The following is a 24,516-nucleotide window of genomic DNA, read 5'->3' as shown; positions in this document are numbered from 1 at the left end:
AGACCCAGTCGCCTGCATCGCAGGCAAGCCAGCTCCCACATTCCCCTGTGGGAGGGGGCTTGCCCCCGATGAGGCCAGAACAGACACCACAGCATTCAGAACAGGTGCTTTATGACAGCAGCCAATGTTTACCAACAACGCCCAACCACCGGGGCCAAGGCCGAGTCGTCGCTGCACCATGCCGACCTCGCCAGCCTGGTCGGCAAGGGCCGCAAGAACGCCGGCGTGACCGTGCGTGAAAAGAAACTCCTCGGCCACCTGACTATTCGTGGCGATGGGCATGACGCGGCCTTCGCCGCCGGCGTGCACAAGGCCCTGGGCATCGAGTTGCCCGGCGCTCTGCAAGTCATCGTCAAAGGCGAAACCAGCCTGCAATGGCTTGGCCCGGATGAGTGGTTGCTCATCGTGCCAAGCGGTGAAGAATTCGCTGCCGAACAGAACCTGCGTGCTGCCCTTGGCGACCTGCATATCCAGATCGTCAACGTCAGCGGCGGCCAGCAGATTCTCGAACTGAGCGGCCCGAACGTGCGCGACGTGCTGATGAAGTCCACCAGCTACGACGTGCACCCCGACAACTTCCCGGTGGGCAAGGCGGTGGGCACGGTGTTCGCCAAGTCGCAACTGGTGATCCGCCACACGGCACAAGACACCTGGGAACTGCTGATCCGCCGCAGCTTCTCGGACTACTGGTGGTTGTGGTTGCAGGACGCCTCGGCCGAGTTCGGCCTGAGCGTTCAAGCCTGAGGAAGAGCCCATGAGCCGCGCCCCTGATACATGGATTTTGACCGCCGACTGCCCCAGCGTGCTCGGCACGGTGGACGCGGTAACCCGCTACCTGTTCGAGCAGGGTTGCTACGTCACCGAACACCATTCGTTCGATGATCGCCTCTCGGGCCGATTTTTTATTCGGGTGGAATTCCGTCAACCCGACGGCTTCGACGAGCAGGGTTTTCGCGATGGCCTGGCCACTCGCGGTGAAGCCTTTGGCATGATCTTCGAGCTGACGGCGCCGAACTACCGGCCAAAAGTGGTGATCATGGTCTCCAAGGCCGATCACTGCCTCAACGACCTGTTGTACCGCCAGCGCATCGGCCAGCTGTCGATGGACGTGGTCGCGGTGGTGTCCAACCACCCCGATCTCAAACCTTTGGCCGACTGGCATCAAATTCCCTACTACCATTTCCCCCTCGACCCTAACGACAAACCGTCCCAGGAGCGTCAAGTGTGGCAGGTGGTGGAAGACACTGGCGCCGAACTGGTGATCCTTGCGCGCTACATGCAAGTGCTGTCGCCGGAGCTGTGCCGCAAGCTGGACGGCAAGGCCATCAATATTCATCACTCGTTGTTGCCGGGGTTCAAGGGTGCCAAGCCTTACCACCAGGCGTACAACAAGGGCGTGAAGCTGGTCGGTGCCACGGCGCATTACATCAACAACGACCTGGACGAAGGCCCGATCATCGCCCAAGGCGTGGAAGTGGTGGATCACAGCCACTATCCCGAGGACTTGATTGCCAAGGGGCGGGATATTGAAGGACTCACGTTGGCGCGGGCCGTTGGGTATCACATTGAGCGGCGGGTGTTCTTGAATGCCAATAGGACGGTGGTGCTCTGACTGACGCCATCGGGGGCTTGCCCCCGATGAGCATGGGTATCTACACAACTTCCAGTGAATACGGAATCTATGGCAATCAGGCTTCTGTGGTGAGCGGGCTTGCCCCGCGCTGGGCTGCGAAGCGGCCCCTAAAACGTTCACCTCGACTGATTCTGGCACTCTGCGGTGACCTTATTGGGGCTGCTGCGCAGCCCAGCGCGGGGCAAGCCCGCTCACCACAGAGTGATGTGTCAGCCTTTAAGAGTTGTGTAGATAGCTATGCCCCGATGAGGCCCCAAAAAACAACACAAGAAACAGCATCTGTACCCGAGCACTTAAACGCGCTGCCCACCCAAAAGGGCAGCGCAGTTCCATAAAAACAACAGCGAGGTGAAAGCATGTCTGGTAATCGTGGTGTCGTGTATCTCGGCAACGGCAAGGTCGAAGTACAGAAAATCGACTATCCCAAAATGCAGGACCCCCGTGGCAGGAAGATTGAGCACGGCGTCATCCTGCGCGTGGTCTCCACCAACATCTGCGGCTCCGACCAACACATGGTGCGTGGCCGCACCACTGCCCAGACCGGCCTGGTGCTCGGTCACGAGATCACCGGTGAAGTGATCGAGAAGGGCAGCGATGTCGAAAACCTGAAGATCGGCGACCTGGTGTCCGTCCCCTTCAACGTCGCCTGCGGCCGCTGCCGCTCCTGCAAAGAGCAGCACACCGGCGTGTGCCTGACCGTCAACCCGGCCCGTGCCGGCGGTGCCTATGGCTACGTCGACATGGGCGACTGGACCGGCGGCCAGGCCGAGTACGTGCTGGTGCCGTACGCCGACTTCAACTTGCTGAAACTGCCGGACCGCGACAAGGCCATGGAAAAAATCCGCGACCTGACCTGCCTCTCCGACATTCTCCCCACGGGCTACCACGGCGCCGTCACTGCCGGCGTTGGCCCAGGCAGCACCGTGTACATCGCCGGCGCCGGCCCGGTCGGCCTGGCCGCTGCCGCCTCCGCACGCCTGCTGGGCGCGGCGGTGGTGATCATTGGCGACGTCAACTCCATCCGCCTGGCCCACGCCAAGGCCCAGGGTTTTGAAATCGTCGACCTGTCTACCGACACCCCACTGCACGAACAAATCGCCGCCCTGCTTGGCGAACCCGAAGTGGACTGCGCGGTTGACTGCGTAGGCTTTGAAGCACGCGGCCACGGCCACGACGGCGTCAAGGCCGAAGCCCCGGCCACCGTACTCAACTCGCTGATGGGCGTAGTGCGCGTAGCCGGCAAGATCGGTATTCCTGGCCTGTACGTCACCGAAGATCCGGGTGCCGTCGACGCTGCTGCGAAAATGGGCAGCCTGAGCATCCGCTTTGGTTTGGGCTGGGCTAAATCCCACAGCTTCCACACCGGGCAAACGCCGGTGATGAAGTACAACCGCCAATTGATGCAGGCGATCATGTGGGACCGGATCAACATTGCTGAAATCGTTGGCGTGCAGGTGATCAGCCTGGATGATGCGCCACGTGGGTACGGCGAGTTCGATGCGGGCGTGCCGAAGAAGTTTGTGATTGATCCGCATAAGTTGTTTAGTGCGGCGTAAATATCAGGTTAAAAAAGGCGTCATTGACGCCTTTTTTTGCAGCTAGAAGTAAGCAAAGTACGAACTTATTACCATAGTTGTAAATGACGTAAGTGCGATGAGTGCGGGTATGACCATCCAGTGCTTGAGGGTTTTTGGGATTTTTTCAACGTCCTCGACAAGTACCATTCCCCTCCTTTCAATGATTATCGGGATAAGAATGACGGTGGCCATGGCGAATAGGCGTGATTGTCTTCCTTCAAACGGAAGAAAACGGCAGGTATGTCTGAACCCAACAATAAAGGAGCTATGTTGCGTATAGCGTTCTGCTGTATCGAGCTTCTCAAACATGACGTAAAAGGTCAGCGGGATACTGAGTAGCATGATGCCCCCCGCGCACATGGCTATATATTCCAGAGTCATTTAATTTTCCATCGTCCGGTAGAGGAGTGCACCCGTGTGCTCTCCTAACGTACTGCCAACCTTGCTCCCAACGAACCCGCCCGCTGTAGGAATGCCAAAAATAATCATGCAGGCGCCCATGCCGATATAGAAGCCAGCAGACGCGCCGTAGGATGCTCCTCCGAGCCCAAGCGCTAACTTGGATCCTTCAACATATTTCGCTTGTGTACATTCTTGCTCACGCCCGGTGGAACACGCCTCTGCTCTATCTGCGTCAGGTGTTTGCTCCAAGCACCGCTCACACTGCCGATGCCCAAAGAGGCATGGGACATGATGGTCTGCAATTGATCGTAGTTTTTGATCATAAATTGATCAGCGGCGGAGTGTGCCAACAGCGCATGCTTGACGTTAGCGGCTGATTGCATCAAGCGAGCTTCTTCAGCGGTACAGGAAGCTGTTCGGCTGTCCCCGATAATGACCAAATGTCCAGGCAGTACTACGGTGTTGCGAATGTGTTGGTTGAGGGTATCGAACTTGGTTTGGGTATTTGGGTTGAGCGAAAGGCTCAGTTTGAGCAACGGATAAGGCTGCGGCCGTTCATTGATAAATGCATAGGCTCCCTGCATCGCGTGCACCTCCAGGACTGTGGCGCACGACTATAAGAAGGCGCTACAAGCGAGGTAAGACGCATGCAGGGGCGGTGTTAACGTTTCGGAAATGGACTACTTAAGTCCAGGCGCATGCCTACGATTGCAGCCGTCGGCTGACCTCCGCCATGAGCAAGCCCCCTCCCACCTAGGTTTTGACGCTGTCAGCGACTAGCCAGTACGCCTTGATACACCGACAGGCGAGGACGGTTTCAGAATGGGGGCTTCTGTTCAATCACTGTGGGGCGATTCGCGCTCATTGAGATTTTCCTGACAGGGCTTTCACACTTGTCATGGACTTCGATAGGCGCGATGGGTTCCTGGCCCTGTTCAGCTTACAGTGATGCCAATTGGCCCTGATACAGCACCGGCCCCGTCGGTTGGCCGGTCGGCGAACCGCCGCGCGGTTCCAGGCTTACGGCCAAGGTCAGCGGCGCGGTCAACAATGCTTGTTGCTCCTTGCTCAACTCGATTCGCCCCTTGCCGGCAGCCGGCACCAGCCCCAGTGAGATGGGTTTGCCACCGGGCGGGATGAACCACAGTTCCAAATCACGCGTCGGCTCTACCGCAGCCAAGGCCAACGGTTCGATTTGCAGGTGGTCGGCAAACGCCTTTATCTGCAACGCCGGTTGTTGGTTGGCGGCGACCAGTGTGGCGTTGTATTCCACGCCCAGGTCGCGCTGGTACAGCACGCCCACCAGCACGGCGATGACGACCCCGAAGGCGGCCGCCCACAGCCGCAGGTTCAGCCACAACGGTTTTTTCGCCGGTATGTGCAGGGCCTGGGGCTCGATGCGGGCCTGGATACCTGCCCAAACGTGCGCCGGCACCGGGTACTCGGGCAGCTCGCCGGTAAGGCTGGCGAGGGCGGATTGCCAATGGCCCAGTTCGACACGCAACGCGGCATCGTCCAGCAAAAGCGCATCAAAACGTCGACGGGCGGTGGCAGGCATCAGGCCGATGGCGTAGTCGGCGGCGAGGGCGCGGCGCAGGGTGGTGGTTTGGTAGTTCATGATTCAAGGCACCTGCGCAGGCGCTCCATGCCGCGGCGAATCCAGGATTTGACTGAGCCCAGGGGCGCGGCCAAGTGTTCGGCCAACTGCGAGCACGACAGGCCCTGGAAGTAAGCCACGGTGATCGATTGACGCTGCATGCCGTCGAGGGTATCGAGGCAGCGGTTCAGCGCACGGGCTTCGCGTTCGCTGTCGAGCAGGTCGTGGGCGCTGGGGCCTTCGTCAAGCAGGGCGTCCTGTTGGCCGTCGGCCAAAGGCTGTTCGCGGCGTTTACGCAGTTGGTCGATGGCCAGGTTGCGGGTGATGTTGATCATCCAGGTCATCGGCGCCGCCAGGTGGGCTTCGTAGCGCGAGGCGTTGTACCAGATGCGCACGAAGGCTTCCTGCAGCACCTCTTCGGCCAGGTCCTGGCGGCCCATGAAGCGCATTGCGACCCCGTGCAGGCGTGGCGAAACACGGTGATAGAGCGTTTCGAACGCCTGGCGATTGCCCAAGGCGCATTGGGCCAGCAGGGGCCGCAAGGGGTCAGCATCAGTGAGCGTAATAGGGCTTCTCCAGGCTCTCGTTCGAGGGCGACGGGACTGCGCACGGTAGGCAGAGGTTAGTTCAGCTTGGGCGCTCATTCCATCTTGCTCCGGGCGGCGTATCAAGCCTATACGCAGGGCAGGGCGATTCGGATGCGGGTGTGGGAACAATCCCCCGGAATGCCCAGTCAAACGCCTGCTTTTGCACCTATATAGCCAGAGGTTGTTTCAATGAAGATTTCACGCGGTTTCGCCTTTTCCTGCCTGATGAGCCTGGCCGCCACCCCGGTATTTGCCGCAGGTTTCAGCCTTGGCGACGCGGCCAATGCCATTGCCGGTATGCAAGGCGGTAGCAACAAAGCCGCTGCCGCCGCGCCGTCGTCCGAGACGGCCAGCCTGCTCGGCGCGCTGACCTCGCAACTGAACATCACCCCCGAACAAGCGGTTGGCGGCACCGGCGCCATGCTGGGCCTGGCCAAGAACAAACTGAGCGGCAATGACTATTCGCAACTGGGCAACAGCGTGCCCGGCCTGGATCAGTTGTCGGGCAACAATGCCCTGGGCAGCCTCGGCGCCTTGAGCGGGATGCTCGGCCAGACCGGCGGCAGCAAGACCAGCGGCCTGGACGGCCTGCTGGGTAACGTGAAAGACACCAACGACCTCAATACCGCCTTCAGCGCCCTGGGCATGGACAGTGGCATGATCGGCCAATTCGCCCCGGTGATCCTGCAATACCTGGGCGGCCAGGGTGCCAGCAGTTCGGTGCTGGGCAAACTGGCCCAGGCCTGGGGCACCGGCAGTTAAATAGCGTCCGCGCGCAGTTGTTCGATGCGCGTGTCTTTCTCCTGCCAGAGCTGGTTGACCCAGTGCTGGACGGTCTGGCGAAACGCCGGGTCGTTCGCGTAATCCCCCTGCCATAACGCCGGATCCAGCGCTCGGGTGCGGATGTCGATGATCACCTTCGGCACCGCGCCGCTGATCAAGTCCCAGAACCCCGGAATCTTCTGCTGCGGATAGACCACCGTGACGTCGAGGATCGCGTCCAGCTGTTCACCCATCGCCGCCAGCACAAACGCCACGCCGCCCGCTTTGGGCTTGAGCAACCGTGTGAAGGGAGAATTCTGCTGCGTGCGCTTGGCCTCGCTGAACCGCGTGCCTTCCAGGTAATTGACCACCGTCACCGGCTGGCGCTTGAACAGCTCGCAGGCCTGTTGGGTGATCTTCAAGTCCTGGCCGGCCAGCTCCGGATGCTTGGCCAGAAAGGCCTTGGTGTAACGCTTCATGAACGGGTAATCCAGCGCCCACCAGGCCAGGCCCAGGAAGGGCACCCAGATCAGTTCTTTTTTCAGGAAGAACTTGAAGAACGGCGTACGCCGGTTGAGCGCCTGGATCAGCGCCGGAATATCCACCCAGGACTGGTGGTTGCTGATGACCAGGTACGAGGTGTCGCTGCGCAAGTCGTCACCGCCGCGAATGTCCCATTGGGTCGGGATGCAGCGGGCGAAGATCAGTTTGTCGATCTCGGCCCAGGTCTCGGCGATCCACATCACCGCCCACGACATGTAGTCGCGAAGGCGCCCCGGTGCCACCAGCTTGAGCAGGGCAAATACCAGCAACGGGCCGATCAGGATCAGCGTATTGAGCAACAGCAGCAGGGTGACCAGACAGCCGGTGAGCAGGCGGCGCATAAGCAACTCTTGGGATCGTGTGGGCGGGCCATGATAAGCAAGCTGAGTCTAGAGGCCAAATCGCAAAACGCCGGACGAATGTTTCACAATGTGCCGGGTAGGGTGGGTTGACTAACTAACGGCCGCTTTTGCGGTCTAGAATCCGCCTACTTAATTCAAGGAAACCACCCACGTGAAATCTATCCTTGCCGCTCTTGCCCTCGTCGCACTGCCTGTCATGGCCGCCGAACCGACCTTGTACGGTCGCTACGAATACATCCAACTGCCGGAGATCGGTGAAACCTTCAAGGCCAAGATGGACACCGGCGCGCTGACTGCTTCGCTGTCGGCCCGTGATATCGAAACCTTCACCCGTGATGGCGACGATTGGGTGCGCTTCCGCCTCGGCGGCAAGGACGCCTCCAACAAGGTCTACGAACACAAGGTCTCGCGCATCAGCAAGATCAAGAGCCGCGCCGACGAAGACGACGACAAGGACGAAGCCAGCGTCGCCAAGCGCCCGGTGATCGACCTGGAAATGTGCCTGGGCGACGTCAAGCGCACGGTCGAGGTCAACCTCACCGACCGCAGCAGCTTCAACTACCCACTGCTGATCGGCGCTAAAGCCTTGCGTGAATTTGGCGCAGCGGTAAACCCGGCTCGTCGGTACACTGCCGACAAACCGGACTGCTGACGGACCCAAATGCCCCACATCCTGATTGTCGAAGACGAAGCGGCGATAGCCGACACGCTGCTATTCGCCCTGCAAGGCGAGGGCTTTACCACCACCTGGCTGAGCCTCGGCCAGGAGGCGCTGGCCCATCAGCGCCAGACCCCTGCCGACCTGATCATCCTCGACATCGGCCTGCCGGACATCAGCGGTTTTGAAACCTGCAAGCAATTGCGCCGCTTCAGTGAAGTGCCGGTGATGTTCCTCAGTGCGCGGGACGCTGAGATCGACCGTGTGGTGGGCTTGGAGATTGGCGCCGATGACTATGTGGTCAAACCGTTCAGCCCTCGGGAAGTGGCGGCGCGGGTGCGGGCGATCCTCAAGCGGGTCGGCCCCGGTGTTGCACCGGCAGTGTTCCAGGTCGATTTGGAGCGCATGCAGATCACTTATCGCGGCCAACCCTTGAGCCTTACGCGGCATGAGTTCCGCCTGCTGCAAAGCCTGCTGGAACAACCCGAACGCGTGTTCAGCCGCGAGCAATTACTCGATGCGGTGGGCGTACCGGCGGATGCCGGCTACGAGCGCAATATCGACAGCCATATCAAAAGCCTGCGCAGCAAACTGCGTAGCGTGGCGGCGGATGCCGAGCCGATCCAGACCCATCGCGGCCTGGGCTACAGCTACAGCCCGAGCAATAGCTGATGCGCCTGGGGCTGCGGATTTTCCTGGTGTATGCGCTGTTTATCGGCCTGACGGGTTACTTTGTGCTCAGCACCGTGATGAAGGAAATCCGCCCCGGCGTGCGCCAGTCCACCGAAGAAACCCTGGTGGACACCGCCAACCTGTTGGCCGAGATCCTGCGCGACGACGTCAAAAACCGCACCCTCGGCCAGAGCCACTGGCCGGAGTTGCTCAAGGCCTACGGCAACCGCCAGCCGGGCGCGACCATCTGGGGCCTGCCGAAAAACCAGGTCAACCACCGCATTTATGTCACCGACGCTAAGGGCATCGTGCTGCTCGACTCCACGGGCGAAGCGGTGGGCCAGGACTACTCCAAATGGAACGATGTCTACCTGACCCTGCGCGGCGAATACGGCGCCCGTTCCACCCGCAGCGAAGTGGATGACGCCACTTCATCCGTGATGCACGTGGGCGCGCCGATCCGCGACAACGGCCAGATCATCGGCGTGGTCACCGTGGCCAAGCCGAACAGCTCGTTGCAGCCCTACGTCGACCGTACAGAGCGGCGCCTGCTGTGGTACGGCGCTGGGCTGGTCATCCTGGGCCTGCTGCTGGGCGCGCTGCTGTCGTGGTGGTTGAGCGTGGCGCTGCGGCGGCTGACGGCCTATGCCGAGGCGGTCAGTGAAGGCCGGCGCGCCGAGTTGCCTCACTATCGCGGTGGCGAGTTGAAGCAGTTATCCACCGCCGTGGAGCACATGCGCACGCAGTTGGAAGGCAAGGCCTATGTCGAGCATTACGTGCACACCCTGACCCACGAATTGAAAAGCCCGCTGGCGGCGATTCGCGGCGCGGCGGAGTTGTTGCAGGGCGATATGAGCCGCGAGCAGCAGCAGCGCTTTGTTGGCAATATCGACAGCGAAAGCGCGCGCCTGCAACAGTTGATCGAGCGGCTGCTGAACCTGGCGCAAGTGGAACAGCGCCAGGGCCTGGAAGAGCAGGCAAGTATCGCGCTCGCAGCCTTGGTCGACGAAGTGCTCAAGGCCCAATGTGCGCGGATCGAAAGCGCCGGTTTGCACGTGGAGCAGACGATTGCGGCGGATGTGAAGGTGTTCGGCGAGCCCTTCCTACTGCGCCAGGCACTGGGCAACCTGCTGGAAAACGCCTTGGATTTCACACCGCCTGGCGGCCTGTTGAAATTTGCCGCACAGACGCACCACAACGCTGTGCAGGTCAGCCTGTTCAACCAGGCTGCGCCGATTCCCGACTACGCCTTGCCGCGCCTGAGCGAGCGTTTTTATTCGCTGCCACGCCCGGTCAGCGGGCGCAAAAGCACGGGCTTGGGCCTTAATTTTGTCGAGGAAGTGATGAAGCTGCATGGCGGCGCGTTGCAGATCGGCAATGTGCCTGGTGGCGTGCGCGTGGAACTGCATCTCCACACAGTCTCCACATTGCCCACATAAAACCCCCACACACGCAGCTCACTCTCCCTCCATCAAAACAGGGAGAGACCCATGAACCGCAGCCTGCTTTTCAAACTTGGCGCGATTGCGCTGCTGATCCTGCTGTTGCTGATTCCGTTGCTGATGATCAACGGCATCATCAGCGACCGCCAGCAACTGCGCGACGGCGTATTGATGGACATCGCCCGCAGCTCCAGCTACGCCCAGCGCCTCACCGGCCCGGTGATGGTGGTGCCGTATCGCAAGACCGTGCGCGAGTGGAAGCTCAATGAAAAGCTCAACAAGCGCTATGAAGAAACCCGTGAAGTGCGTGGTCGTTTGTACTTCCTGCCGGAGCGTTTTGAGCTCGACGGCAAGGTGCAGACCGAGCTGCGCGCACGGGGCATTTACCAAGCGCGGCTGTTCCACGCCGACAACCGCATCAGCGGGCGTTTTGTACTGCCGCAGCAATGGGGCATCACCGAGAACTATGCCGATTACCGTTTTGAACCGGCGTTTCTCGCGGTGGGCATCAGCGATATTCGCGGCATTGAAAACGCGTTGAAACTGGAAATGGGCAGCCAGCGCTTGGAGTTCTCGCCGGGCAGCCAGGTGGGCTGGCTGGGGGAGGGGGTACACGTCGAACTGCCGGCGCAGGACAACAAGAAGCCGGCCGCGATGGACTTCGCCTTCGACCTGCGCCTGCAAGGCACCGAACAACTGCAAGTGGTACCTGTGGGCAAGACCAGCCAGGTCTCACTCGCATCCAACTGGCCGCACCCGAGCTTTATCGGCAACTTCCTGCCGACTCAGCGCGAGGTCACCGACCAAGGCTTTACCGCCAACTGGCAGACCTCGTTCTTCTCCACCAACCTTGAAGAAGCCCTGCGCGGTTGCCTGTCGGAAAACAGCTGTGAGGACTTCAACAGCCGCAGCTTTGGGGTGAACTTCATCGACCCGGTGGACCAGTACCTCAAGAGCGACCGTGCGATCAAATACGCGCTGCTGTTTATCGCCCTGACCTTTGCCGGCTTCTTCTTGTTCGAAGTGCTCAAGAGCCTGGCGGTGCACCCGATTCAATACGCCCTGGTAGGCGTGGCACTGGCGTTTTTCTACCTGCTGCTGTTGTCGTTGTCCGAGCACTTGGGCTTTGCCTTGGCGTACCTGATTTCGGCCAGTGCCTGTGTGATGTTGATCGGCTTTTATGTGTGCCATGTGTTGCGCAGCGTCGCCCACGGCCTGGGGTTTTCGGCGGGGTTGGCGGCGCTGTATGGCTTGCTGTACGGGCTGTTGAGTGCCGAGGATTACGCGCTGTTGATGGGCTCGCTGTTGCTGTTCGGCCTGCTGGGCACGGTGATGGTGCTGACGCGTAAGCTGGACTGGTATGGGGTCGGCAAGCGCAAGGTGGTTGAACCGTTGGAGTTTGATCTGGAGGCAGTACAATGATTGGGTTGCGCGAGGATCAGCAAGAGAGGTCGCTGTTGGTGGGCAAAATCAACGCGCTATTTCCAGTGTGGCGAAGGGCAGTTGTGGTGAGCGGGCTTGCCCCGCGCTGGGCTGCGAAGCAGCCCCACTCCAGGCAATGAGTTCCTCCCGCTAGACCGCAACGGCAGGTTTTGGGGCGGCTTCGCCACCCAGCGCGGGGCAAGCCCGCTCACCACAGGAGGGCCAAGCGGTCTACTAGACCGGTGGTTGGGTCTGCTGCATCGAAGGGCGCAGGGCGGTTTCGTAACGCCAGTGTGGCCAAGGGCAGTTGTGGTGAGCGGGCTTGCCCCGCGCTGGGCTGCGAAGCAGCCCCACTCCAGGCAATGAGTTCCTCCCGCTAGACCGCAACGGCAGGTTTTGGGGCGGCTTCGCCACCCAGCGCGGGGCAAGCCCGCTCACCACAGGAGGGCCAAGCGGTCTACTAGACCGGTGGCTGGGTCTGCTGCATCGAAGGGCGCAGGGCGGTTTCGTACCTCCAGTGTGGCGAAGGGCAGTTGTAGTGAGCGGGCTTGCCCCGCGCTGGGCTGCGAAGCAGCCCTACTCCAGGCAATGAGTTCCTCCCGCTAGACCGCAACGGCAGGTTTTGGAGCGGCTTCGCCACCCAGCGCGGGGCAAGCCCGCTCACCACAGGAGGGCCAAGCGGTCTACTAGACCGGTGGCTGGGTCTGCTGCATCGAAGGGCGCAGGCTGACCTCGGTGTACCAGGCCGCAAGCTTGGGGTTGTCCAGCCGCCATTGCATGTCCGGATGGCGAAAATCCAGGTAACCCAAGGCACAGGCCGCGCTGATGGCGGCGATGTCGAAGTGGCTGGTCAGTTCGGCAATCGCATCCTGCTCCCATTCGGCAAGGGCGCGGCGGATCTTGTGGCGTTGTTCATCAAGCCACGGGGCCCAGTGTTTTTCCAGCGGGCGCAGGGCGGTTTCGTAACGCACCAGCACGGCGGCATCCATGATGCCGTCGGCCATCGAAGCCAGGGTCAGGCGGCGCCAGCGCGCCGAGCCGTCGCGGGGGATCAGCGGGTTGCCGACGTGCTGGTGGTCGAGGTAGTCGAGGATCACCCGGCTGTCGTGCAGCACACTGCCGTCGGCCAGACGCAGGGCCGGGATCTTGCCCACGGGGTTGCTTTGCACCAGTTGGGCGTCCGGGTTAACCGGGGTCGGCATGCACACTTGCAAGGCCACGCGATCCTGCTGGCCGGTCTCAAGCAACAGCACGCGGACTTTGCGCACAAAGGGCGAAGCGGGGTTGTGGAACAAGGTCATGCTGGGGGCGGACATGGGCATTCCTCTGAATAGGCTGGGGCTAGCCTAGAGGGTTGCGCGCCGCTTGAACAACCCCCAGGCGCCAATCGCCGCCGGTATGCCCAACCCCACCCAACTCAACGAATCCCACAGCCCGTCACCCAGCAACGCGGCAAACAACCCGGCGGCGCTGAGCAGGCCAATCCCCAGCGGAAGGCCAAATACTTTCCAGAAGTTCGACTGGCGCGGCTTCATGCCTTGCCCGCCTTGCGCCGCACGATCCACAGGTAAATTCCGCTGATCAGCACCACGATGGTCAGCACATCCAGCACCGCCCAGAGGATCTTCATCGGCATGCCGCCGTAGTCACCGAAATGCAGCGGCTGGGACATGCCCATGGCGTCCATGTACCACGGCCGTTCGGCGATGGCCGTGACGGCCAGGGTGCTGGCGTCGATCAGCACCGGGGTGAGCAGGTGCGAGGTCAGGTGCGTGCTGCCCTTCATGAACACCGCGTAATGGTGCTCGCTGGAAAAGCGCGTGCCGGGGAAGGCGATAAAGTCCGGCTGCATGCCGGGCGCGGCCTTGGCGGCGATGGTCAGCAATTGCGTTGCTGGCGCACGCTGGGTCAGGGGCGGGGCATTCTTGTAGGGTTCGATCATCGCGCTGAGGCTGTCCTGGCGCCAGGCAGCGATGATCAGGTCAGCGCAGGCGCTGATCACGCCGGTGACGCCCACCACCAGCGCCCAGGTCAGCGTGACCACGCCGATCAGGTTGTGCAGGTCGAGCCAGCGCAGGCGGGTGGACTTGTCCTGGCGCACAGTGGCGAACTTCAAACGCCGCATAAACGGCAAATACAACACCGTGCCGGAAATGATCGCCAGTACAAACAACAGGCCCATGAACGCCAGCAACAACTTGCCGGGCAGCCCGGCGAACATATCCACATGCAGACGCAGCAGGAACAGCGTGAAGCCGCCATTGGCCGAGGGGATCTCCACCGCGTCGCCAGTGCGCGCGTCGAGCATGAAGGTGTGGGACGAATTGGGCTCGGTACCGGCGGTGGCAGCCATGATCGCGATCACGCCGTTCTGGTCGTCCTCGTCCCAGGCCAGGTACTGCATGGCTTCGCCGGGGCGATGGGCCTGGGCCTTGGCGACCAGCTGCTCAAGGTTGAGCTGCGGCGCGTTGGCGGGCATCTGCGCAAGCGTGGGCTCATTGCCCAGCAGGTGATCGATCTCATGGTGAAACACCAACGGCAGGCCGGTGAGGGCGAGCAGCAGGAGGAATACGGTGCAGATCAGGCTGGTCCAGGTGTGGATGAAGGACCAGCGGCGGATGGTTTTGCTTTTCATCACGGCTCCAAAAGGCAAAAGGGCCGCATTTCAGGCGGCCCTTCATCAGCGGTTTTTCACCGTCTTAAAATTTGTAGTTCACGCTGGCGACCACGTTACGTTGGTCGCCGTAGTAGCAGTAGAAGCCATCACAGGTCGACAGGTAATCCTTGTTGAAGATGTTTTTGGCGTCGACCGCCACGGTCACGCCTTTCATGGAGCTGTTTACGCGGCCCAGGTCGTAGTGCACGGAGGCGTCGTATACGGTGTAGGAGCCCACATGACCTAGATCGGTGTTGGCGGCATTGCCGTAGGTGTCGCCGACGTAGCGTACGCCTGCGCCTACCCCGAAGCCGTCCAGCATGCCGCTGCGCCAGGTGTAATCGGCCCAGCCGGTAGCCTGATTGCGAGGCAGTTGGTTCAGGCGATTGCCCTTTTCTGCCGCAACGCCTTCGGTGATTTCACTGTCGTTATAGGTATAGGAACCCACGAGCTTGAGGCTTTCGGTGACGTCGGCGCTGGCTTCCAGTTCAAGGCCACGAACCCGTACTTCACCGACTTGGCGAGTGATGCTGCCTTCGGTGACCGAGGTGTTTTGTTGGGTCAGGTCGAACACCGCAGCGGTGAACAACGCTTTTGTGCCTGGAGGCTGGTATTTGATACCGGCTTCATATTGCTTGCCTTCGGTGGGCTTGAATGCCCCGGTACTGCCTACTTGTGTACCCGAGCCAGCCTGGAATGATTCGGCGTAGGACAGGTACGGGGTGATGCCGTTGTCGAAGACATAGCTCAACGCCGCATTGCCGCTGAAATGCTTGTCACGCTGAGTATTGGTGGCGTCGTTGAGGTTGTGGAATGTGGTTCCGGTATGGACCCAGTCTTCGCGCCCGCCAAGCGTCAGGCGCCAGTTGTCGAGTGCCATTTGGTCTTGAAGGTAGAGGCCGGTCTGCTGGGTCTTCTGGTTGTAGTCGTACATGGTGAAGTAGGTGACTTTCGAGAAGTCCTGCCCATACACCGGACGGTTGAAGTTGATGGTCGGCACGCCCGCCGAGCCCCACAACCAGCGCGCATCGCTGTCGGAGCGCTGGTGGTCGAGGCCAAGCAGCAGGGTGTGATTGATTGCGCCGGTCTTGAAGTCAGCCTGGAAGTTGTTGTCGATGGCGAATTGGCCGATGTTTTCATCGACCTTGCCAGCAGAACGACTCACGTTGCCATCGGCATCAACGGCAACTTCAGGGCCATTCGAAAAGAACGCGCCACCGGCGGTAATGCCCTGGAAGGACAGGTCGTTCTTGGTGTAACGCAGGTTTTGATGGAACTGCCAGGTGTCGTTCAGGCGCGTTTCGAACGCGTAACCCAGTGCGTAGTAAGTGCGGTCATAGAATTCCCAGTCCGGATCACCCAGGTTTTTGTGGTGGGAAATCTTGCCAGCCGGTGAACTCAACTTGGTGCCTTGCAGTGGCAGGAACTGCCCGGTAATACCCGTATCGTCGCGGGTGAACTGGGTTAGTAGCGTGAGCTTGGTGTCGTCGTTGATATTCCACGTCAGGCTGGGTGCGACGTTGTAGCGCTTGTCCGGGATGTGGTCGACGGCGGTATTGCTGTCGCGTACCACGCCGCTGACGCGATAGAGGAACTGGCCTTCGTCGTCGATCTTGCCGGTGCTGTCGAAGTTGATCTGTTTGTGGTTATTGCTGCCGGCTTGAACTTCAATTTCGTTCGAGCTTTCGGCCTGGGGGCGGCGGCTGACCATATCCAGCAAACCGCCGGGTGGGGTTTGCCCGTAGACCGACGAGGCCGGGCCCCGCAGGACGGCAATGCGCTCCAGGTTCCAGGTGTCGATCTTGGGCGTGGCGTAGTTGCCTTTGGGCAATGGCAGGCCATCAAGGAATTGGGTTGGGACAAAACCGCGTACCAGCAGCCAGTCACTGCGCGAGTCGGAGCCGTAGCCGCTGCTCTGCACGCCAGCGGTGTAGCGCAGGGCATCGTTGAGGTTGAGAACGGAGCGGTCTTCCATTTGCTGGCGCGTGATCACCGTGACCGAGCGAGGCAGTTCGGCGATGGGAGTATCGGTCTTGGTGCCAGCCGCTGTGCGCGTGGCGACATAACCGTCTACCGGCCCCCATGCGCTTTCATAACCGCCCTGGCCGATGATGCTGGTCTCTGGCAACGCCACAACACCCTCGGGAATCGCCACCAAGGTAAACGTCCCTGCACCACCCTGTTCCAACTGCAACCCAGTCCCACGCAACGCCTCGCGCAGGGCGCCCTGCGCATCGAACTGGCCCTGGACCGGTGCCGAGGTCTTGCCCGACGCCAGCGCCGGGTTGAGGGTCAGCGCCAGGCCGGCCTGGCTGGCGATCTGGTTCAGGGTCGTGGCCAGTGGCGCCGCTGGCAGGTCGTAGGCGCGCACGCTGGACGCTTGTTCGGCGGCGAACAGCGAGGTGCTGGCCAGCGGGGCGCTGAGGGCAATGGCCACGGCTAACAGGCTGGGGCGCAACAAGGTGTCTAGCGTGCGGGACATGGGGCGGCTCCTGAATGGAAATATTTCTCAATTGCCTAGGTGCCGAACGAGAATCGAAAAGTGATAGGGCCAGGTGAAAATATTTTTTGTGGGGGCTTGAGAGCCTCATCGGGGGCTTGCCCCCGATAGCGATCGCTCAGCGACCACAGAACCTACGGCTTACCCTTGACCGTCACCCACCACGGCGTGTGCTGCTCGATCCGCACTGGCAGGGTCGGCAACAGGGCGTTGAGCGCCAGGGTGGTGTCGTGCAGCGGGAAACTACCGGTGATGCGCAGGTCTGCCACGTTTTTATCCACACCCAGATAACCGGTGCGGTAACGGCTGAGCTCATCCACCACGTCGCCCAGGCGGGCGTTGTCCACCACCAGCATGCCGCGCGTCCACGCGTCGGTAGCGGGGGTAACCGCAAGCGCTGGGCCGAGGCCGTCGCTGCGCATCAGCACTTGCTGGCCTTGCTTGAAAATCTGTTCCTGGTGCAGCGCCTCTGGCTGTGCAGCCACCGCTGACTGCAAGACGCTCAACCGCGTGGCGTCCTCCTCGCGCTTGACGATAAACCGCGTGCCCAGCGCCCGCAGGCTGCCGTCGCGGGTTTGCACATAGAACGGGCGCGCATCGTTATGGCCGGTCTCGACGAGGATTTCGCCTTCCTGCAACACGATCAGCCGGCGTTTTTCATCAAAACGCACGTCGATGGCGCTGTGGGTGTTGAGGTTGATCTGCGTGCCATCGGCCAGTTTCAGCGTGCGCTGTTCGCCAGTGGCGGTGCGCTGGTCGGCCAGCCAATAGTGGATCGGCACATAACGCTCGCCGGCAAACAATGCCAAACCGCACACCAGCGCGATACTTGCCAGGCCAGTGCCGAGCTTTCGCACGCGTTGGCGAATGCCTTCACGCGACTGCAACAACGCCGCCCGCGCTGGGCCCGAGGCCACGCCGAAGCGCTGATCGAGCATGCCCAACTGGCGCCAGGCGCGGGCGTGCTCCTCATGGCTGGCCAACCATTTGCTGAACTCTTCACGCTCCACGGCGCTGCCGTCGCCGGAGTCCAGGGACAGCTGCCAGGCAATCGCCGCATCCAGCACACGGGCCGAGACCGGCTTGGCGCTGATCGCACTCACGACGGTTCGCCATACAGCGCGATGTAGCACTGGCGAATGCCTTGGGCCAGGTACTGGCGCACACGGGGTACCGACACGCCGAGGCGCTGGGCGATCTCTGCGTGGCCCAGGCCGTCGAGGCGGTTATAGAGGAAGGCGGCGCGGGCCTTGCTCGACAGCTTGCCGAGCAGGCGGTCGATGGCCTTGAGGTCTTCGAGGATCAGTTGCTGTTCTTCCGGGGACGGATGTTCGCTTTCCGGGATCAGCATCAATTCGGTGAGGTAGGCCTGTTCCAGGGCGGCGCGACGGAAGTAGTCGAACAGCAAGCCTTTGGCGATCGCCACCAGAAACGCCCGAGGCTCGCGGGGTTCGCGCAACTCGTCACGGCCCAGTAGGCGCATGAAAGTGTCCTGGCTCAGGTCTTCGGCACGGCTCGGGCAGGCCACATTGCGCCGCAGCCAGGCCAACAGCCAGCCACGATGGTCGCGATACAAGGCGCCAACAAGCTCACTGTGTGGGTTCTGGGCCGACGACAAGGCATCACCGAATAAACAAGAGTTTAAACTAACGAGAATTATTCGCGATTGTGTCAGAGGCGTGGGGCGGGCGCAATTGGCGTCCGTCGGGTTGAAGGCTTAATGACATCTGATTGAAAGATGAGCGTTGGCTGGTGAGACGGGCTCTTTGTGGTGGGGGGAGTTCTGTGGTGAGCGGGGCAAGCCCGCTCACCACAGGAATTTTGCTCACCACGGGAAGTTCGGTTACCCCAAGTATTTAGAAAGAGGGCGCTTGTTTGCGGCGTTGCCATTGGCTCAGGCGCGTTTGCAACGCGTGAGGCGTGTCGATGTGCTGCTGTCGCGCACGGCTGAACAGAATCAGCATCAACTCCGCCGTGGCCAGGGCGTCGGCGCTGGCGTGATGGCGTTCGCCCACGTGCAGATTGAAATGGTTGATCCAATCGTCCAGCCCCGCTTCGCGGATATGCGCCTCGGGGCACAGCAGTGGGGCGATGTCGGCTACATCGAGGAACGGATGGGCCAGGCGATAACCCAGGCTGTCCTTGAGCGCGCGGCCGAGCATGTGCTGGTCGAACGGCGCATGGAAGGCCAGCAATGGGCTGTCGCCGACGAACGCCATGAAGTCCAGCAACGCCTCGACAGGGTCACTGCCGGCGGCGATGGCGCTGGGGCCCAGGCCATGGATCAACACGCTGGGGCTGAGTTTTGTATGCGCACGTTGCAAAGTGCGTTCAAACAACTGGGAAAAATCCACCGCGCCGTCTTCGATCACCACTGCGCCGATGGACAGCACCTGGTCACGGTTGAGGTTCAGGCCGCTGGTTTCCAGGTCCAACACCACCCAACGCTGGGTCCGCAGAGAACTGTCGCCCAATGCCGCGGGTTTGGGCAGTTGCTCCAGGCGCCGTTGTTGTGCGGCATCGAGGCCTGGTTTTTTCGTACGTAGCCAGTCGAATAGACTCACAGTTGATACCGCAACGTCAGGCTGCTTTGCAGGCGTTGGGCCTGGCGCAGGGATTCGCGCAGGATGCGCCGGTCCAGGTGGTTGAGGCTGTCAGGATCGACACGGTTGGAATACGGTTGGTTCTCGCGGGTTTGCAGTTGGTGCTGTTGCATGCGGGTTTGCTGGATGAAGTGGTACGCCTCTTCATAGGCGGCGCCGTCCAGCGGTTCGATGACGTCCTTGAGCACCAGTTGGCGCAGGCGCTCCAGGGTGTTGTTGGCGTGAATGCCATTGGCCAGGGCCAGCAGGCGCGCACCATCGACGAACGGGGTGAGGCCCTGCACCTTGAGGTCGAGCGTGGCCTTTTCACCGTTTTTGCGTGTCAGCACGAATTCACGGAAACGTCCCACCGGCGGACGTTGGCGCAAGGCGTTCTCGGCAAGCATGCGTTGGAACAGCCGGTTATCCGCGACCTGATCCAGAACGCTTTGGCGCAAGTGCTCGCAACCCTGTTCATCGCCCCACACCACCCGCAGGTCGAAATAGATGCTCGAGCCCAACAGGTTCTCCGGCGTCGCCTCGCGGATAAACGCTGCAAACCGCTGCGCCCATTGCGCCCGCGACAGGCACAACTCGGGGTTGCCGGCCATGATATTGCCCTTGCACAGGCTGAACCCGCACAGCGCCAGGCTTTGGTTGATCTGCTGCGCCAGGGGCAGCAACCGCTGGCGAATCTCGGCGGCGTCCACCGCGTCCTTGGCCTCGAACAGGATGCCGTTGTCCTGGTCGGTGTACAGCGTCTGCTCGCGCCGGCCTTCGCTGCCGAAACACAACCAACTGAACGGCACGCCGGGGTCGCCTTTTTCGGCGAGGGTCAACTCGATCACCCGGCACACGGTGTGGTCGTTAAGCAGCGTAATGATATGCGTGATCTGGGTGGATGACGCGCCGTGGGCGAGCATGCGCTCGACCAACTGGCCAATCTCGCCGCGAATCGCCACCAGGTTCTCCACCCGAGGCGCGTTGCGGATGGTGCGGGCCAGGTGCACCAGATCGACCCGTTGCAGGGAAAACAAGTCGCGCTCGGACACCACGCCACACAGGCGCTGATCCTTGACCAGGCATACATGGGCGATATGCCGCTCGGTCATAGCGATGGCGGCGTCGAAGGCGCTGTGGTCCGGGGTCAGGAAGAACGGGGCCTGGGTCATATGCGCAGCGATACCCTGGCTGAAATCACTGACGCCATCGGCCACCACATGGCGCAGGTCGCGCAGGGTGAAAATCCCCAGCGGCGCCTGGTGCGCGTCGACGATCACAATGCTGCCCACTTGCTGCTCGTGCATCAGCGTCACCGCCTCGCGCAGCGGCGTATCCAGCGTGCACATCACCGGGTGGCGCATGGCCAATTCACCCAGGCGGGTATTCAAGGAATATTGCGTGCCGAGGGTTTCCACGGCTTTTTGCTGCACCTGCTGGTTGACCTGATCCAGCAGGCTGCTGACGCCCCGCAGGGCAAAATCGCGAAACGGGTTGGAGAGGGCAAACAGCTTGATAAAGGCCGGTTTGTTCAGTTGCAGGCAGAAGGTGTCTTCGGCGGCTTTATGCTCGGTGCGCGTGGCCCGTTCGCCCAGCAGCGCGGCGAGGGGGAAGCACTCGCCGGTGGTGATTTCGAAGGTGGTTTCTGCCGAGTCCGGCCGTTCGCCCACGACGCGGCCCTGCTTGACGATGTAAAAGTGCTCCACCGGCCCGCCCGACGGCTTAAGAATGCTGTCGCCGGGGCCGAAGAAGCGTAATTGGCACTGTTCAACCAAAAACGCCAGGTGTGCATTTTCCATTTGGTTGAAGGGCGGGAAACGTTGCAGGAATTGCAGGGTGCCGTGGATGTTCTGCAATACGGCGGTTTTACCCGCCTGCGTGAAAGCATCAGCTTTACTCATAACAGTGACCGCAGTTTTTTTGTCGTTATCGTCCTGCATGGTCGACTCCTACGCGATGGGTGCCCATTGGACGTAAGTCTAGGTCGATGAAAACAGCGCGCAGCTGTCGATGAAAACAGCGCGCAGCTAGGGAAAAACCTTACATGAATATCGTCCAAACCCCGTAGAACGCCCACTAGGCAAACTTTCCGACGAAGTGCACATTGATCGCCCTTCCGCAGATGTCTGACGAGTGTGCTGGGAGATTGATGAGAACTGCTGAGAACCGTATGTCCGACCACGATATTTTGAGTGATGCTGAGCGCGAGGCGCTGAGCGCCGTGATGCTGGAGCCTGATTTGCCGCCACAACGTGTGTTGATCGTCGATGACGACAAAGACGCACGGGAACTGTTGGCGGAGATCCTGGGGCTGGATGGCATTCGCTGCATGACTGCCCACAGTGGTGAGGAAGCATGGGCCCTGTTGAACTCCAGCAGCTCCATCGGCTTGTTGATCACCGACCTGCGCATGGCGCCCAGCAACGGTTTGGAATTGATCAGCAAGGTGCGCCAGTCGACCCGTGCGGCGTTGCCGATCATCATCATGTCCGGGGACGCAGAGGCGCCGGACGTGATCGATGCGATGCATTTGAGTGTGGTGGACTTTTTGCTTAAACCGATTGATAGCGTGAAGTTGGCGAAGCTGGTCAAGCGTGAGTTGGGGATGGTGCCCTGATTTTGTGGCGGGGTTGAGGGCCTCATCGGGGGCTTGCCCCCGATGAGGCCAGTCCAGCCACCACAGCCCCAAAGAAAAAGCCCTGATCTCTCGATCAGGGCTTTTTCATTTACAGGCCGTTTTTAGCCTTGAACTCCCGACGCCGACGGTGCAACACCGGCTCGGTGTAGCCGTTGGGCTGCTTGGTCCCCTCAATCACCAGCTCCACCGCTGCCTGGAACGCGATGTTGCTGTCGAAATCCGGAGCCAGTGGGCGGTACAACGCGTCCCCGGCATTCTGACGGTCCACCACCGGCGCCATGCGCTTGAGGCTTTCCATCACCTGGTCTTGGTTGACGATGCCGTGGCGCAGCCAGTTGGCGATGTGCTGGCTGGAGATGCGCAGGGTGGCGCGGTCTTCCATCAGGCCCACATCGTTGATGTCTGGCACTTTGGAGCAGCCGACGCCCTGGTCGATCCAGCGGACCACGTAGCCAAGGATGCCCTGGGCGTTGTTGTCCAGTTCATTGCGGATTTCTTCCTCGGACCAGTCGGTGTTGACGGCCAGGGGAATGGTCAGGATGTCGTCCACCGAGGCGCGTTCGCGCTTGGCCAGTTCGGCCTGGCGGGCGAATACGTCGACCTTGTGGTAATGCAATGCATGCAGCGCAGCCGCCGTAGGCGACGGCACCCAGGCGGTGTTGGCACCGGCCAGTGGGTGGGCGATTTTCTGTTCGAGCATCGCCGCCATCAAGTCGGGCATCGCCCACATACCTTTACCGATCTGTGCACGACCTTGCAGGCCAGTGCTCAAGCCGATATCGACGTTCCAGTTTTCATAGGCACCAATCCACTTTTCGGCTTTCATGGCTGCTTTACGCACCATTGCGCCTGCTTCCATCGAGGTGTGGATCTCGTCGCCCGTGCGGTCGAGGAAGCCGGTGTTGATAAACACCACGCGCTCGCTGGCCGCCTTGATGCAGGCCTTGAGGTTGACCGTGGTGCGGCGCTCCTCGTCCATGATCCCGACTTTCAACGTGTTGCGCGGCAGGTTCAGCACGTCTTCGATGCGACCGAACAGCTCGTTGGTGAACGCGGCTTCTTCCGGGCCGTGCATCTTGGGCTTGACGATGTACACCGAGCCGGTGCGGCTGTTCTTGCGGGTGTTGTTGCCGTTGAGGCTGTGGACCGCTGCCAGGTTGGTGACCAGGCCGTCGAGGATGCCTTCCGGCACTTCATCGCCGTTTTTGTCGAGGATCGCGTCGATGGTCATCAGGTGGCCAACGTTGCGTACGAACAACAGCGAACGGCCATGCAGGGTCACGTCCTGACCGTCCACGCCGGTGTAGACGCGGTCGGCGTTCATGGTCCGGGTGAAGGTCTTGCCGCCCTTGGCCACTTCTTCGGCCAGGTCGCCCTTCATCAGGCCGAGCCAGTTGCGGTAGATCACCACTTTGTCATCGGCATCGACGGCGGCGACGGAGTCTTCGCAGTCCATGATGGTGGTCAGCGCGGCTTCCATCAGCACGTCTTTGACGCCGGCGGCATCGGTCTGGCCGACCGGGGTGCTGGCGTCGATCTGGATTTCGAAGTGCAGGCCGTTGTGTTTCAGCAGGATCGCAATCGGCTCGGCCGCAGGGCCCTGGAAGCCGATCAACTGGGCATCGTTACGCAGGCCACTGTTGCTGCCGCCCTTGAGGCTGACGATCAGCGTGCCGTCGACGATCTTGTAACCGGTGGAATCCACATGGCTGCCGGCGCTGAGCGGCGCGGCTTCGTCGAGGAAGGCGCGGGCGAAGGCGATGACCTTGTCGCCACGCACCTTGTTGTAGCCCTTGCCCTTTTCGGCGCCGTCGGCTTCGCTGATGGCGTCGGTGCCATACAGCGCGTCGTACAGCGAACCCCAACGCGCATTGGAGGCGTTGAGGGCGAAGCGGGCGTTCATCACCGGCACCACCAGCTGCGGGCCGGCCATGCGGGCGATTTCGTCATCGACGTTTTGGGTCGAGGCCTGGAAGTCTGCGGCTTCTGGCAGCAGGTATCCGATGTCTTGCAGGAAGGCTTTGTAGGCCACCGGGTCATGAGCCTGGCCGGCGTGGGTCTGGTGCCAGGTATCGATGCGCGCCTGGAAATCGTCGCGTTTGGCGAGTAGGGCTTTGTTCTTCGGCGCCAGGTCGTGAATGACCTTGTCGGCACCGGCCCAGAACTGGTCGGCAGTAATGCCGGTACCGGGAATGGCTTCGTTGTTCACGAAGTCGAACAGGACTTTGGCGACCTGCAGGCCACCGACTTGAACGTGTTCAGTCATTGCTTGCCTCACTCTGCGGAGCTTATGCGCTTTTTCAGATTTTCATTATGTAGTGCACGGTTGGGCATACTACATGATGACTTGCGGTTGTGAAAATTAGACTAAATACGTCGTTTAGCGACCCACTTTGGTCGTACGGTCACAGCGGAGAACGGGATGTTCTCAAAAAACTATTGGATTGTTCCAGATAAATATAAAAATGGTACACGATTTGTTT

General features: G+C 61.0%; 23 protein-coding genes. 9 read left to right on the top strand and 14 right to left on the bottom strand.

Features of this window, described 5'->3' with window-relative positions; translation table 11 throughout:
* The first annotated feature begins 111 nt into the window (after positions 1-111).
* The 3 genes from soxG (at position 112) to fdhA (ending at position 3,189) form a co-directional block, all read left to right on the top strand.
* The gene (gene soxG / locus PspS35_RS27425; protein ID WP_159937550.1) at positions 112-744 is read left to right on the top strand and encodes a sarcosine oxidase subunit gamma family protein; all 633 of its coding nucleotides are present in this window, start codon (positions 112-114) and stop codon (positions 742-744) included.
* 10 nt (positions 745-754) lie between these two features.
* Positions 755-1,612 (top strand): formyltetrahydrofolate deformylase, encoded by an 858-nt coding sequence (purU, locus tag PspS35_RS27420; protein WP_016977808.1) that lies wholly within the window; start codon positions 755-757, stop codon positions 1,610-1,612.
* A gap of 377 nt (positions 1,613-1,989) precedes the next feature.
* Positions 1,990-3,189: a formaldehyde dehydrogenase, glutathione-independent gene (fdhA, locus tag PspS35_RS27415; RefSeq protein WP_005792122.1), complete on the top strand. Its 1,200-nt coding sequence runs from the start codon at positions 1,990-1,992 to the stop codon at positions 3,187-3,189.
* Positions 3,190-3,231: 42 nt separating this feature from the next.
* Here fdhA and PspS35_RS27410 read toward each other — a convergent pair whose 3' ends face one another.
* The 4 genes from PspS35_RS27410 to PspS35_RS27395 form a co-directional block, all read right to left on the bottom strand.
* Positions 3,232-3,591, bottom strand: coding sequence for a hypothetical protein (locus tag PspS35_RS27410; protein ID WP_159937549.1), 360 nt, complete (start codon positions 3,589-3,591; stop codon positions 3,232-3,234).
* A gap of 173 nt (positions 3,592-3,764) precedes the next feature.
* Complete coding sequence (locus PspS35_RS27405; protein WP_238785941.1) at positions 3,765-4,196, bottom strand: hypothetical protein; 432 nt, start codon at positions 4,194-4,196, stop codon at positions 3,765-3,767.
* Between the two features lie 356 nt (positions 4,197-4,552).
* Positions 4,553-5,230: an anti-sigma factor gene (locus tag PspS35_RS27400; RefSeq protein ID WP_159937548.1), complete on the bottom strand. Its 678-nt coding sequence runs from the start codon at positions 5,228-5,230 to the stop codon at positions 4,553-4,555.
* Positions 5,227-5,853 carry a sigma-70 family RNA polymerase sigma factor gene (locus tag PspS35_RS27395; protein ID WP_159937547.1) on the bottom strand — a complete coding sequence of 209 codons (627 nt, stop codon included), beginning with the start codon at positions 5,851-5,853 and terminating at the stop codon, positions 5,227-5,229. The genes PspS35_RS27400 and PspS35_RS27395 overlap by 4 nt, the downstream gene beginning before the upstream one ends.
* 132 nt (positions 5,854-5,985) lie before the next feature.
* Here PspS35_RS27395 and PspS35_RS27390 point away from each other — a divergent pair, with 132 nt between their 5' ends.
* Positions 5,986-6,558: a DUF2780 domain-containing protein gene (locus tag PspS35_RS27390; RefSeq protein WP_159937546.1), complete on the top strand. Its 573-nt coding sequence runs from the start codon at positions 5,986-5,988 to the stop codon at positions 6,556-6,558.
* Here the strand turns inward: PspS35_RS27390 and PspS35_RS27385 are convergent.
* Positions 6,555-7,442, bottom strand: coding sequence for an acyltransferase (locus PspS35_RS27385; protein ID WP_159937545.1), 888 nt, complete (start codon positions 7,440-7,442; stop codon positions 6,555-6,557). The two genes, PspS35_RS27390 and PspS35_RS27385, sit on opposite strands and share 4 nt — an antisense overlap.
* Before the next feature lie 172 nt (positions 7,443-7,614).
* Here PspS35_RS27385 and PspS35_RS27380 point away from each other — a divergent pair, with 172 nt between their 5' ends.
* Genes PspS35_RS27380 through creD form a run of 4 tightly spaced genes read left to right on the top strand, consistent with a single transcriptional unit; the run spans position 7,615 to position 11,657 of the window.
* Entirely contained in the window at positions 7,615-8,115 is a 501-nt protein-coding gene (locus PspS35_RS27380) for an ATP-dependent zinc protease (RefSeq protein ID WP_159937544.1), read from the top strand.
* A 9-nt stretch (positions 8,116-8,124) separates the two neighbouring features.
* On the top strand, positions 8,125-8,793 hold the full coding sequence (gene creB / locus PspS35_RS27375; protein ID WP_159937543.1) for a two-component system response regulator CreB: 669 nt from the start codon (positions 8,125-8,127) through the stop codon (positions 8,791-8,793).
* On the top strand, positions 8,793-10,232 hold the full coding sequence (creC, locus tag PspS35_RS27370) for a two-component system sensor histidine kinase CreC (RefSeq protein ID WP_159937542.1): 1,440 nt from the start codon (positions 8,793-8,795) through the stop codon (positions 10,230-10,232). The genes creB and creC overlap by 1 nt, the downstream gene beginning before the upstream one ends.
* 51 nt (positions 10,233-10,283) lie before the next feature.
* Entirely contained in the window at positions 10,284-11,657 is a 1,374-nt protein-coding gene (creD, locus tag PspS35_RS27365; RefSeq protein ID WP_159937541.1) for a cell envelope integrity protein CreD, read from the top strand.
* A 686-nt stretch (positions 11,658-12,343) separates the two neighbouring features.
* Here the strand turns inward: creD and PspS35_RS27360 are convergent.
* The 8 genes from PspS35_RS27360 to PspS35_RS27325 all read right to left on the bottom strand — a co-directional run bounded on the left by PspS35_RS27360 (position 12,344) and on the right by PspS35_RS27325 (position 21,296).
* Positions 12,344-12,973 (bottom strand): glutathione S-transferase N-terminal domain-containing protein, encoded by a 630-nt coding sequence (locus tag PspS35_RS27360; protein WP_159937540.1) that lies wholly within the window; start codon positions 12,971-12,973, stop codon positions 12,344-12,346.
* Between the two features lie 30 nt (positions 12,974-13,003).
* Positions 13,004-13,192: a hypothetical protein gene (locus tag PspS35_RS27355; protein ID WP_159937539.1), complete on the bottom strand. Its 189-nt coding sequence runs from the start codon at positions 13,190-13,192 to the stop codon at positions 13,004-13,006.
* Positions 13,189-14,292: a PepSY-associated TM helix domain-containing protein gene (locus PspS35_RS27350; protein ID WP_159937538.1), complete on the bottom strand. Its 1,104-nt coding sequence runs from the start codon at positions 14,290-14,292 to the stop codon at positions 13,189-13,191. Before PspS35_RS27350 ends, PspS35_RS27355 begins: the two co-directional genes overlap by 4 nt.
* Before the next feature lie 64 nt (positions 14,293-14,356).
* A complete protein-coding gene (locus PspS35_RS27345) occupies positions 14,357-16,795 on the bottom strand; it encodes a TonB-dependent siderophore receptor (RefSeq protein ID WP_159937537.1) in 2,439 nt (812 codons plus the stop codon).
* Positions 16,796-16,947: 152 nt separating this feature from the next.
* The gene (locus tag PspS35_RS27340; protein WP_159937536.1) at positions 16,948-17,916 is read right to left on the bottom strand and encodes a FecR family protein; all 969 of its coding nucleotides are present in this window, start codon (positions 17,914-17,916) and stop codon (positions 16,948-16,950) included.
* The gene (locus tag PspS35_RS27335; RefSeq protein ID WP_159937535.1) at positions 17,913-18,431 is read right to left on the bottom strand and encodes an RNA polymerase sigma factor; all 519 of its coding nucleotides are present in this window, start codon (positions 18,429-18,431) and stop codon (positions 17,913-17,915) included. Before PspS35_RS27335 ends, PspS35_RS27340 begins: the two co-directional genes overlap by 4 nt.
* Before the next feature lie 238 nt (positions 18,432-18,669).
* Positions 18,670-19,377 carry a 3'-5' exonuclease gene (locus PspS35_RS27330; RefSeq protein ID WP_159937534.1) on the bottom strand — a complete coding sequence of 236 codons (708 nt, stop codon included), beginning with the start codon at positions 19,375-19,377 and terminating at the stop codon, positions 18,670-18,672.
* On the bottom strand, positions 19,374-21,296 hold the full coding sequence (locus tag PspS35_RS27325) for a putative nucleotidyltransferase substrate binding domain-containing protein (protein WP_174244844.1): 1,923 nt from the start codon (positions 21,294-21,296) through the stop codon (positions 19,374-19,376). The genes PspS35_RS27330 and PspS35_RS27325 overlap by 4 nt, the downstream gene beginning before the upstream one ends.
* Before the next feature lie 269 nt (positions 21,297-21,565).
* On the opposite strand from PspS35_RS27325, the gene PspS35_RS27320 reads away from it, so the two are divergent.
* Positions 21,566-22,012, top strand: coding sequence for a response regulator (locus PspS35_RS27320; RefSeq protein ID WP_159937532.1), 447 nt, complete (start codon positions 21,566-21,568; stop codon positions 22,010-22,012).
* A gap of 109 nt (positions 22,013-22,121) precedes the next feature.
* On the opposite strand, the gene PspS35_RS27315 is transcribed toward PspS35_RS27320, so the two are convergent.
* Positions 22,122-24,299 (bottom strand): malate synthase G, encoded by a 2,178-nt coding sequence (locus tag PspS35_RS27315; RefSeq protein ID WP_159937531.1) that lies wholly within the window; start codon positions 24,297-24,299, stop codon positions 22,122-22,124.
* Between the last annotated feature and the right edge of the window lie 217 nt (positions 24,300-24,516).

The organism is Pseudomonas sp. S35, assembly GCF_009866765.1.
Classification (GTDB): Bacteria; Pseudomonadota; Gammaproteobacteria; order Pseudomonadales; family Pseudomonadaceae; genus Aquipseudomonas.
Note: the sequence above shows the minus strand (reverse complement) of the source record. Positions and strands in the feature narration are given on the sequence as shown.

Coding starts and splice junctions, on each gene's coding strand:
- PspS35_RS27385 (WP_159937545.1), bottom strand. CDS start 7,442: ATGCGCCGCCTGCTCACCGGCTGTCTGGTCACCCTGCTGCTGTTGCTC.
- soxG (WP_159937550.1), top strand. CDS start 112: ATGACAGCAGCCAATGTTTACCAACAACGCCCAACCACCGGGGCCAAG.
- PspS35_RS27395 (WP_159937547.1), bottom strand. CDS start 5,853: ATGAGCGCCCAAGCTGAACTAACCTCTGCCTACCGTGCGCAGTCCCGT.
- PspS35_RS27390 (WP_159937546.1), top strand. CDS start 5,986: ATGAAGATTTCACGCGGTTTCGCCTTTTCCTGCCTGATGAGCCTGGCC.
- fdhA (WP_005792122.1), top strand. CDS start 1,990: ATGTCTGGTAATCGTGGTGTCGTGTATCTCGGCAACGGCAAGGTCGAA.
- PspS35_RS27355 (WP_159937539.1), bottom strand. CDS start 13,192: ATGAAGCCGCGCCAGTCGAACTTCTGGAAAGTATTTGGCCTTCCGCTG.
- creC (WP_159937542.1), top strand. CDS start 8,793: ATGCGCCTGGGGCTGCGGATTTTCCTGGTGTATGCGCTGTTTATCGGC.
- PspS35_RS27325 (WP_174244844.1), bottom strand. CDS start 21,296: ATGAGTAAAGCTGATGCTTTCACGCAGGCGGGTAAAACCGCCGTATTG.
- PspS35_RS27350 (WP_159937538.1), bottom strand. CDS start 14,292: ATGAAAAGCAAAACCATCCGCCGCTGGTCCTTCATCCACACCTGGACC.
- PspS35_RS27400 (WP_159937548.1), bottom strand. CDS start 5,230: ATGAACTACCAAACCACCACCCTGCGCCGCGCCCTCGCCGCCGACTAC.
- PspS35_RS27410 (WP_159937549.1), bottom strand. CDS start 3,591: ATGACTCTGGAATATATAGCCATGTGCGCGGGGGGCATCATGCTACTC.
- creD (WP_159937541.1), top strand. CDS start 10,284: ATGAACCGCAGCCTGCTTTTCAAACTTGGCGCGATTGCGCTGCTGATC.
- creB (WP_159937543.1), top strand. CDS start 8,125: ATGCCCCACATCCTGATTGTCGAAGACGAAGCGGCGATAGCCGACACG.
- purU (WP_016977808.1), top strand. CDS start 755: ATGAGCCGCGCCCCTGATACATGGATTTTGACCGCCGACTGCCCCAGC.
- PspS35_RS27320 (WP_159937532.1), top strand. CDS start 21,566: ATGTCCGACCACGATATTTTGAGTGATGCTGAGCGCGAGGCGCTGAGC.
- PspS35_RS27405 (WP_238785941.1), bottom strand. CDS start 4,196: ATGCAGGGAGCCTATGCATTTATCAATGAACGGCCGCAGCCTTATCCG.
- PspS35_RS27315 (WP_159937531.1), bottom strand. CDS start 24,299: ATGACTGAACACGTTCAAGTCGGTGGCCTGCAGGTCGCCAAAGTCCTG.
- PspS35_RS27345 (WP_159937537.1), bottom strand. CDS start 16,795: ATGTCCCGCACGCTAGACACCTTGTTGCGCCCCAGCCTGTTAGCCGTG.
- PspS35_RS27360 (WP_159937540.1), bottom strand. CDS start 12,973: ATGTCCGCCCCCAGCATGACCTTGTTCCACAACCCCGCTTCGCCCTTT.